The following is a 10,300-nucleotide window of genomic DNA, read 5'->3' as shown; positions in this document are numbered from 1 at the left end:
AGAGCGAAGCTGGACGCGACAGATGCCAGAAGATCCGGACTAAAGTCCGGACTTTAGTCCGGGCTGAAGACACCGGGCTGAAGACAAAGGCCAGGGTTGACGAGGCCAGGGTTGACGAAGAGGGTCTGGGTTGAGGCTAGACCTGGTTGAAAGCAAGACCCTGAAAGGCAAGACGCTGGCATGAATGTGCCACAGGCTGGCCAAAGGTTGGAATGGGCAGACTAGAGCGGCGACAAGATGCGGGTGCTGCCGTCTTTCAGGCGCACGACACAGGATTGCGGGGTCAGCACCGGTGAGTTGCGACCAGATTTCTGGACACTAGACTGCCCCGTACCAGACCGCACCGAACCAGATAGTCCTGTTCCGGACGGTGCAGGACCCGCCGGTGTCGAATAGGCGGCAATCTCTTCTTTGCTGCAGCGGGGCAGCTCCAGTCGCTGATACCCCTTTTGGGCCATGCAGGATTGTTCCAGCCGACTGCGCAGCCCTTCGTTTACATCCACCGTATAAATGCCGCCATCCACCCAGTATCCGGGCCGCGTCCAGCAGTTTCCGCCTGAACAATACTGCCCGCCAGGATAATAAACCGGCGGTCTCTGGCGGATTTCATTGGCGACTGGCGCTTCTTTCAGGGCTTTGACCGCGCAGGCAAGCTCATCCGTCTGTTGCTGGCCAAAAGCTGTATCCGCCCGATAATACACGGGCAGGGGGCCGCAGGCGGCAAGTCCCAACATGCCAATAGAAAAAATCATGAGTCGCATGGTCATCTCCATGATGTCATGCTGCCGCTTTTTCGGCAGCGGTACAATTGATTTGACCCTTTCGGCGGCATCTGGCATTCAAAATGGGAAAAACGCGCCTCCAAGAACGCGCCAAGGAATAGCGCCAAGGAACAATGGCATGAAAGTTATTATCTGTGGCGCAGGCCAGGTTGGCTGGCAGATCGCTCGGCATCTTTCAGGTGAACACAACGATGTGACGGTGGTCGACAGCAACCCGGAATTGGTGCGACGCGCCACGGATACGCTGGATGTTCAAGGCGTTGCAGGCTTTGCCTCCTATCCGGATGTTCTGGACCGGGCCGGGGCGCGGGATGCGGATATGATCATCGCGGCCACCCATTCCGACGAAGTCAACATGGTCACCTGCCAGGTGGCGCATTCGGTCTTTGCGATCCAGCGGAAAATTGCGCGCCTGAGGGCCCGCAGCTACCTAACCGCAATCTACAGCGATCTATATCGTCGTGACCACTTGCCGATTGATGTGGTGATCAGCCCGGAACGGGAGGTCGCAGCGGCGGCGATGCAACGACTTTCGGCCCCGGCCGCCTTTGATACGGAAATCTTCATGGAGGGGCGGGCGCAACTGCTTGGTATTCATATCGACCAGGATTGTCCGGTCGTGAACACCCCCCTGCGCCAACTGACGGATCTGTTTTCCACCCTGCGTGCCATCGTCGTTGGCGTGCGCCGCGAAGGAACATTGTTCGCGCCTGAACCGGGCGATCAGCTTTTTGTGGGCGATAGCTGCTATGTTTTTGCCCATGTGGACGACGTGAACCGCACTATCGAAGTCTTTGGCAAGACAGAGAAACGTCAGGATCGTGTGGTGATTGTTGGCGGCGGCAATGTCGGGCTGGAGGTCGCCAAGGCACTGGAAGGCGGCACTAGCCGCATCCGCGCCAAGATGATCGAAAAAAGCCGTAAATGTGCAGAACATGCCGCCGAAGCACTGGAGCGGACCATTGTTCTCAATGGGGATGGTCTAGACCGTTCGCTGATGATCGAGGCGGGGATTGATCGGGCAGATGCCATGTTGGCAGTGACCGATGATGACAAAACCAATATGCTCGCCGCCGTCCGGGCCAAGGCCGAAGGCTGCCCCTTTGTGATTGCCCTCATCAACGATCCGACCCTGCTGCCGCTGATGGCACCACTTGGTATCGACGCCTTTATCAACCCGCGTGCCACTACGGTCAGTTCGATCCTGCGCCATATTCGCTATGGCCGGGTACGGCAGGTCTACAGCATTGGCGATGCCGAAGCCGAGGTGATCGAAGCCGAGGTCATGGGGACATCTCCGATGGCCGGCAAGGCGATCCGCGATATCGACTTTCCCGAAGGGGTGCTTGTCGGAGCGGTGCGCAAGGGAGACGAGGTGCTGCGCCCGAGTGGTGGCCTGCGGATAGACGAGGGCGATGTGATCGCCCTGTTTGCCATGGCGGATGACGTCCCCGAAGTGGAACGTCTGATGCAGGTGTCGATCGACTATTTCTAGGATGGGGCGCCGTAATAAGAGACCGCGCGGAATTATGCGCCTGCCTTTGTTCCTGCTGATCTGGAGCATTGCCTCACTGGCCATGTGGATCCCGGCGCTGCACGCGCTGATCCTGAATGATCATCCGACCTCGCAGGCGTTTCTCTATACCGGAATTCTCGGCCTGTTCCTTGTTGCCCTGATGGGGCTGTCTCTTGGGAACCGGGTGCCACGTTATGGCATGCCGGGACAGCTGTTGTCGCTGCTGGCCACTTTTGTGGTGCTGCCGCTGTTTTTGGCAATCCCTGTGCAGGATGCGCTTGGCAACACCAGTTTTCTCAATGCCTATTTCGATATGGTGAGCGCAGTCACCACCACCGGCGCGGATATCTATCAGGATCCGGGGCGTCTGCCGCCCAGCGTGCATTTGTGGCGGGCCATGGTGGCCTGGATGGGCGGCTTGCTGATGTGGATCTCTGCCTCAGCGGTTCTGGCCCCATTGTCGCTAGGTGGCTTTGAAGTCACCGCCCGCGGAGAGCCTGGCGGTGGCAGTGCTATGCCGATGCATATGGCCGAGACCGACCCGAAACGACGCCTGGTGATCGTGGCCTGGACGCTGGCACCGGTTTATGGCGGGCTTACGTTGGTGCTGTGGCTGCTGCTGATGATGACCGGGGCACAGCCACTGGCTGGTCTGAGCCATGCCATGTCGGTGCTTGCGACCTCAGGGATATCGGCGGTTGGTGGCACTGAGAATGCCACAAGCGGCATCGGCGGCGAGATGGTGATGTTCCTGTTCATGTTCTTTGCTCTGTCGCGGCTGACATTTTCCAACGACACGGTGACTGTGGGGTCAGGGCGGTTGGACAAGGATCCGGAATTTCGCACTGGGCTGCTGATTGTCGTTGCCATGCCATTGCTTTTGTTCCTGCGTCACTGGCTGGCTTCCTTTGAGGTTAGTGGTCCGGATGATGCGGTGCAGGTGCTTCGGTCTCTCTGGGGCGCCTTTTTTACAGTCCTGTCCTTTCTGTCGACAACGGGTTTTGAAAGTGCAGATTGGGATACAACGCGCCAATGGTCGGGGTTGCAGACGCCGGGCATGATCCTGTTGGGGCTTTCGGTCATCGGTGGCGGTGTGGCCACGACGGCCGGGGGAGTTAAGCTGCTGCGGGTCTTCGCGCTTTACCTCAATGGTATGCGCGAGATGGAGCGCCTGGTTCACCCCTCGTCGATCAGTGGCGAGGGCGGTGGCAACAAGCGCCTGCAAAAGAACGGCGCTTTTGTCGCCTGGGTCTTCTTCATGCTGTTTGCCCTTTCGCTGGCGCTGATCAGTATCGCGCTGTCGGCGGTTGGCAGCGATTTTGAGCAATCCTTGATCTTGGCCATTGCGACGCTGTCCACCACCGGGCCGCTGGTGGAACTTGCCGGCAATGCGCCGATTGTGTTGACCACATTGACGCCGGTTGCAAAGCTGATCCTCTGTTTTGCGATGGTTTTAGGACGCCTGGAAACCCTGGCCATCATTGCGCTTTTGTCGCCAAATCTCTGGCGCAGCTGAGCATTCCCGACTAACCTGAAGGGATCGGAGGTGTTTTTCGGCTGGAAACTGCCAGAATCTCCGTTCATACTCAAAAATAATTAGGCGCGCTGGTCCGCAGCGCGGTGCAAGAACAAAGGCGAGAGATATTAATATGGCTTCGGACAGACAAAACCTTCAGGACGCATTCCTGAATCACGTTCGCAAAACCAAGGTTCCAGTAACTATTTTCCTGATCAATGGGGGCAAATTGCAGGGGGTCATCACCTGGTTTGATAACTTCTGCGTGTTGCTTCGCCGCGATGGCCAGTCGCAGCTGGTCTACAAACATGCGATTTCCACAATCATGCCGGCCCAGCCGATCAGCCTCTATGAAGGTGAAGACGCCTCTTGATGGAGCACGACAGGATCCGTACCCGCGCCTGGGTGCTGCATCCGGATATCAAATCAGATCACGGGCGTCGCCCCGCCGAGCCTGCTTTGGCCGAAGGTGTTGCCCTGGCGGAGGCCTTGCCCGATCTTGACGTGATCGGCTCCAGCGTTGTGCGCCTGCCAAAGGCGCATGCAGGAATGCTGTTTGGTTCCGGAAAGATCGAAGAGCTGAAGGCGATCTTTCAGGGAGAAGAAATTGATCTCGTCCTGATCGATGGTCCCGTATCACCGGTTCAACAGCGCAATCTCGAAAAGGCCTGGAAGGTCAAGATACTCGACCGGACCGGCCTGATCCTCGAGATCTTTTCTGACCGGGCGCGCACCCGTGAAGGCGTGTTGCAGGTTGAAATGGCCGCGCTCAGCTATCAGCGAACGCGTCTGGTACGGGCCTGGACCCACCTGGAGCGCCAGCGGGGCGGTCTTGGATTTGTCGGCGGACCCGGCGAAACCCAGATCGAGGCGGACCGCCGCGCCATTGATGAACACCTTGTGCGCCTGCGTCGCCAACTCGAAAAGGTGGTGAAAACGCGCACCCTGCATCGGGCTGCACGGGCCAAGATCCCCTATCCGATTGTTGCTTTGGTGGGCTATACTAACGCCGGAAAATCGACGCTTTTCAATCGTTTGACTGGCGCCGAGGTCATGGTCAAGGATATGCTGTTCGCTACACTGGACCCGACCATGCGCCGGGTGGAGCTGCCGGATGGGCCGGAAATCATTTTGTCCGATACGGTTGGTTTCATTTCCGATCTGCCCACCGAGTTGGTTGCGGCTTTCCGGGCCACGCTGGAGGAGGTTCTGGCGGCGGATGTGATCTTGCATGTCCGTGATATCAGCCATGATGAAAGCCAGAACCAGGCCAATGACGTGAAGGCTATTCTGACCTCGCTCGGCGTGGATGAAAATCGCGCCCAAATCGAAGTCTGGAACAAGCTGGATCAGCTGCCCGAGGATGTGGCCGAAGCCCGGCGTCAGAGGGCTGCGCGCGAAGAGGGTATTCACGCGATCTCGGCCCTGACCGGCGAAGGCATCGACGGGTTGCTGGATGATATCGCGATCAAGCTGCAAGGCGTGCGCCATCTGGAAGAGCTTACGCTGAGCTTTGCGCAGGGCAAACAGCGTGCTTGGCTATTCAGCCAGGATCTGGTGATCAGCGAAGAGCAGACCGAAGACGGCTTTCAGCTGACAGTACGCTGGACAGACCGCCAGAAGGCCCAGTTCAAGGCCTTGTAGGGCAAGGCTTTCGGATGTGTCCCGAAGAATTGAAGCCGCGTCGTGCTTATGCACGGCGCGGTTTTTGCATCAGCTACGTCGGTCAGTACTATGTCGTTCTGTACTATGACGGTCAGTATCTGATTCAGTGTCCGGATCAATTTGACCTGCTTTTTGTCGGGACAGGGACAGGGCCGTCACAAGAGGGCCAATCAGTTCGAAGGCCGCAGTGGTTCCAATGGCCAGTGCGGTGATTTGGGTGGCATACTCGGGTAGTTGTTCGGCTGCGGCTAGGGCCATGCCAATGGCGACACCGGCCTGTGGCAGCATAGCTGCGCCATAGTAGCGGCGTTCCTGTTTAGGTGCTCGCGCCAAAGTACCACCAATCCAACCACCAAGGGCACGACCGATGATGCGTAGCAGCGCATAGGCTAGCCCGGTTGTGCCGGCGAGGGTTAGCGCTTCGGCATCAAGTGAAGCCCCGGCCAGCACAAAGAAGACAATAAGAAAAGGCCACTCGAAATTGCGGATTTCATGAAAGGTGCGGGTATGATGACGGGCAACATTGACGATCACCGCCCCGGTGGTCATGCCGGCGATTAGATAGGACAGATCCAGAAGCAGCGACAGACCTGCGGTCAAGAAGATCAGCCCCAGGGCTTCGATGCGCAGCGGCTCTCCATCTGAAAAACGCCCGGTAAGAAAGGCCCCAGGTAGGCCAATTGCAACACCCAGGGCAACTGATCCGCCGAGCTCATAGACCGCCAGAGTCAGCGGATCCGGCTCTCCACCAATATCGTTGACCAAGCGGAGCGCCAGCATCGACAGGCTGAATGCAAGTAGCCCCCAGGCATCGTCCACAGCGACTATTCCTTTGAGCCTCCGGGTAAAGCTGTTGTCGTAACCGGACTGGTCAATCACATCATAAGTGGCTGCCGGATCGGTTGCCGTCGCCAGCGCACCAAGCACGAGCGCCAGCGCCAGTGGAAGGCCCGTGGCCCACAAGCCGAGTGTCACAACCCCTTGGGTGACGAGCACCACCGCCACGGAGACGATCAGTACGATCCGCCCATGGCGGCGCAGATTGGCAGAGGACAGTGTGCTGCCCAGCAAAACCGCAACCGCGCTGAGCGCGACCACCGCCACGATCGGGTAGAGGTCGCTGATGGCAGCGGGGAGCAGATCCAACCCGGGGCGGCCCACGATCAAGCCAAAGCCCAGCAATAATGTGACACGCGGTAGGCGCAGCCGCCGTCCGATACGGTCGGCCGCCAGGCCAGTGAAGAACAACAGGCCAAGGACGATCAATGTCAGGGCTTGATCCTGCATCAGTTTCGCGGCGTGATTTTGGTGATACCAACGGCGGCAGCCCGGGCGAGATCTTCGTCCAGCGACATGGGAATGTATTCGCCTCGTCGCCAGAGCTGCGCCATATCATCGTAGTAGCGCGACAAGAAGTGGCCGGATTGGCCCGTCGCAAGAATAAAGAGTGAGCTGTCGGGGTCGGCGAAATCATAGACCCCGCGAAAGCTGGCGGCATGCACGTTCTGGAACGGGTCTGGATCCTGACCCGAGGTGCGCCCGCGCTGTAGCGTATTGTCGCCGCCGCTGGTGGATTGGCGAATGTTCACGAAAAAGCGCAATAGCGGTACCTCGCCCAGGACTTCGTGGTCCTGCGTGGCCTGATGCGCATCGCCCCAGCGCAGCGATTCCAGAGCGCTGCCATAGCGCTCTTCGATCCAGATCAGCGCGTCATCCAGTGCCAGCCGGGCCATGTCAGTGCAGGTTTCGCGGGTCGTGCTCTGACGCACGTCACACCAGATGGCGGCGCCATCGACATCACGGTAGACCCGTTCGATGAACAAAGGATCCACATGCGGAAAGTCTTCGGCAAGCGGGCCAAGCTCATCTGCAATGAGACGCACCTGCAGCGCGCGCAGCCAAGCGGCATAGATCAGCGGCTCTGGTAGGTGCTCGTTCATCTCACCGTTCCACTCCGACAGGAGGGTCAACGCGATCTGACGCTGTCGCGCGCGGCTGCCATCAGCTGCCGCCTCGCCGGTGAACCACAGATCTGCACCGATGATCGGAAGCAGCGCCCGAGCGGTGTAGGAGACCGTATCCAGTTGCGCCTCGATAAAACTGTCGCGGGTATGGACCTGGCGATTTTGCATCAGGCGCCGCCAGCGGTTGATGCGCTGCGTGTCGCCCCATTCAAACGAGACGTGATTGGGGAAAGGGCGCTCCAGGATCTTGTTGTTGGTATTGCCCAGAATGCCGCCACGTGGTGCTATAAACTCCGGGTTAGCCGCATAGGGTGCACGCCCCTGCCAGCGGTTTTCGCGTCGCCAGCCCTGTGACGGCAGCCGCCCCTTGCTTTGATGGCGGGCATCACGCGCCGGAAAGCTTCCGATGGTTTTCAGCGCGATGGTGTCGCGGTCCGCCAGCACCAGATTCTGCGAAGGCGCCAGATAGTCCTCACCTGCAGCAATGGCGTCTGCGACGGTGGCGCTGCGCATCAGGGCAATTGCGGCACTCATGGAGCTGTCTTGCGGATCAAGCGCGTTCCAACCCAGACTGACGACATGCCCGGGCGGGGTGATCGCTGATAGGCCAAAGAGCGAGCCTGGCAGAACAGGTCCGTTTTCGCTCCAGCGCAGGGTCAGGGTTACGGGGGGCGCGTCCTTGATCTTGATGATCGAGGGGCGTGACGTGAATGTCTTGTAGCCATCCGGGCTAAGATATTCCAGCGGATCTTCCGGGTTCAGTTTTTCAATGAAAAGATCCTGATCATCCAGATAAGACGAGGTGATGCCCCAACCGAGCTGCTGCGAACGTCCGGCAAGAATGGCCGGAATGCCGGGAATGGTTCCGCCAATGACGCCACCTGTGGCCAGCTCCATTCGGGCCAGATACCAAGTGCCGGGCGCGGTGAGGCCCAGATGCGGATCATTGGCCAGAAGAGTGCCACCCGCCGCCGAGCGGTTGCGCGCTGCCGCCCAGGCGTTGGAGGCCCCGGCAAGGCCGCGCGGAGCGACAGGAAACAGGGCGTTCTGCGGTGCAGGTTCTGTGGCCGCAAATCTTGGAAGTTCAGGAAACAGGGCTGCATACTCCGGCAGGGCTGTGATGCCTTTGCCTGGTGCGTCGGGTAAGATATCGCGCAGTCGCTCCGGATTATCCAGCATCAGCGAGGTACGGGCGCGCAGGACTTCTTCTTTCAGGTGGCCGGACAGTTTTAGTGCCATCAGTTTAAGCAGGGCGATGCTGTCGGCTGGCTGCCAGGGAGCGATAGGCATATTGAACAAAAACATCTCGGGCGCGCCGCGGCCCAGGGCCTCTTCGTTGATCTCCAGCAGGCGGGCATTGACGCCGGCGGAATAGGCGGAGAGCGCCTGCAGCACTTCGGGGCGTTGTGCGCTCAGGGATTGCTGGGCCAGCCGATAGATATCAAGGCGTCGGATAAAGGTATCGGTTTCCACAGTCCGGTTGCCAAAGATCTCTGACAAGCGACCCTGTGCCGTCCGTCTCATCACCGCCATCTGCCACAGACGATCCTGTGCATGGGCATAGCCAAGGCCAAAATAGACATCTTCGTCGCTGGCGCCAAAACTGCCAAATATATGGGGCACATTGGCATTATCGCGGATGATTTCGACCGGAGCCGAGGCACCGGGCAGAGTGATTTCCTTGTCGTATTCGGGCAGCGATTGCGCCGCCAGGAAATAGGCAAGGCAGCTGGCCAGCAATGTCAGGAGAATCAGTGCAGCCGTGAGCCGCAAAAGCCAGCGAAAGAGACGTGCCATAAAGGGTCGGTTTCCTATATTTTGTTGCCCTTGGGCGTCTGTTTGACGCCAGCGGATTGCACCTTGGCAGCCCGGTGCTAGGGTGGCGCCAACATAAGCCAGTTGAGAACAGGGGAAAAGCAAATGGCAAAGACAGCATTTCTGGGATTGGGTGTCATGGGCTATCCGATGGCAGGGCATCTGAAGACAGCCGGGCACGAGGTCGCAGTTTACAATCGCACATCTGCCAAGGCAGAGGCCTGGGCAAAGGAACATAGCGGCTCCTTTGGAAGCACGCCGCGAGAAGCTTCTGATGGGGCGGAATTCGTCTTTGCCTGCGTAGGCAATGATGACGATTTGCGCTCTGTCTGTCTGGGGCCGGATGGCGCTTTTGCAGGGATGAAGCCGGGCAGCGTTTTTGTGGATCACACTACAGTCTCGGCCAAAGTCACACGAGAGCTTTATGCGGCAGCTGCCGAGCTTGGCATTGCATTTGTGGATGCGCCGATTTCCGGTGGTCAGGCCGGGGCGGAAAATGGCGTGCTCTCCGTGATGTGTGGCGGGGATACTGCGGCCTATGATCGGGCCGAGCCAGTGATTGATGCCTATGCACGGATCTGCCGTCGGATCGGCGATAGCGGTGCAGGGCAGATGACCAAGATGTGCAATCAGATCGCAATTGCCGGCCTGGTTCAGGGCCTCAGCGAAGCGCTGCATTTTGCTGAAAAGGCCGATCTGGACGGGCGCGCCGTGGTCGAGGTGATCAGCCAGGGGGCGGCTGGTAGCTGGCAGATGGCCAATCGCTATGAGACCATGCTCGACGATCATTTCGAACATGGTTTTGCGGTGGATTGGATGCGCAAGGACCTGGGTATTTGTCTGGACGCCGCCAATGAGACCGGCGCGAGCCTGCCGATCACGGCCTTGGTGGATCAATTCTACAAGGAGGTGCAAAAGATCGGTGGCGGTCGCTGGGATACCTCGTCGCTGATCAAACGTCTGCGCACGCTGGACTGAAGCCAGGGGGTGACGCCAGGGACTTAAACCAAGGTGTGTGCCAAGCAAAGCGATAGAAACTGTG

The 10,300-nt window shown here is 58.9% G+C and carries 8 protein-coding genes; 5 read left to right on the top strand and 3 right to left on the bottom strand.

Annotated elements, in window-relative coordinates; translation table 11 throughout:
- Positions 1 to 221 precede the first annotated feature (221 nt).
- On the bottom strand, positions 222 to 761 hold the full coding sequence (locus PH5382_RS11490) for a hypothetical protein (RefSeq protein ID WP_231751858.1): 540 nt from the start codon (positions 759 to 761) through the stop codon (positions 222 to 224).
- Between the two features lie 139 nt (positions 762 to 900).
- Here PH5382_RS11490 and trkA point away from each other — a divergent pair, with 139 nt between their 5' ends.
- The 4 genes from trkA (at position 901) to hflX (ending at position 5,458) form a co-directional block, all read left to right on the top strand.
- Positions 901 to 2,277 (top strand): Trk system potassium transporter TrkA, encoded by a 1,377-nt coding sequence (gene trkA, locus PH5382_RS11485; protein ID WP_058334524.1) that lies wholly within the window; start codon positions 901 to 903, stop codon positions 2,275 to 2,277.
- Between the two features lies 1 nt (position 2,278).
- Positions 2,279 to 3,814 carry a TrkH family potassium uptake protein gene (locus PH5382_RS11480; protein ID WP_058334523.1) on the top strand — a complete coding sequence of 512 codons (1,536 nt, stop codon included), beginning with the start codon at positions 2,279 to 2,281 and terminating at the stop codon, positions 3,812 to 3,814.
- A 133-nt stretch (positions 3,815 to 3,947) separates the two neighbouring features.
- A complete protein-coding gene (gene hfq, locus PH5382_RS11475; RefSeq protein WP_058334522.1) occupies positions 3,948 to 4,187 on the top strand; it encodes an RNA chaperone Hfq in 240 nt (79 codons plus the stop codon).
- Positions 4,187 to 5,458, top strand: a complete 1,272-nt coding sequence (hflX, locus tag PH5382_RS11470) for a GTPase HflX (protein WP_058334521.1) — start codon at positions 4,187 to 4,189, stop codon at positions 5,456 to 5,458. Before hfq ends, hflX begins: the two co-directional genes overlap by 1 nt.
- A gap of 69 nt (positions 5,459 to 5,527) precedes the next feature.
- Here the strand turns inward: hflX and PH5382_RS11465 are convergent, their stop codons facing one another.
- Entirely contained in the window at positions 5,528 to 6,766 is a 1,239-nt protein-coding gene (locus tag PH5382_RS11465; protein WP_058334520.1) for a cation:proton antiporter, read from the bottom strand.
- On the bottom strand, positions 6,766 to 9,240 hold the full coding sequence (locus tag PH5382_RS11460) for a penicillin acylase family protein (protein ID WP_058334519.1): 2,475 nt from the start codon (positions 9,238 to 9,240) through the stop codon (positions 6,766 to 6,768). The genes PH5382_RS11465 and PH5382_RS11460 overlap by 1 nt, the downstream gene beginning before the upstream one ends.
- Positions 9,241 to 9,363: 123 nt before the next feature.
- Between PH5382_RS11460 and PH5382_RS11455 the strand changes: the two genes are divergently transcribed.
- The gene (locus PH5382_RS11455) at positions 9,364 to 10,236 is read left to right on the top strand and encodes an NAD(P)-dependent oxidoreductase (protein ID WP_058334518.1); all 873 of its coding nucleotides are present in this window, start codon (positions 9,364 to 9,366) and stop codon (positions 10,234 to 10,236) included.
- The last annotated feature ends 64 nt before the right edge of the window (positions 10,237 to 10,300 follow it).

The organism is Phaeobacter sp. CECT 5382, from assembly GCF_001457775.1.
Taxonomy (GTDB): Bacteria; Pseudomonadota; Alphaproteobacteria; order Rhodobacterales; family Rhodobacteraceae; genus Pseudophaeobacter.
The sequence above is the reverse complement of the archived record's forward strand: the minus strand, read 5'-3'. Positions and strand labels throughout refer to the sequence as shown.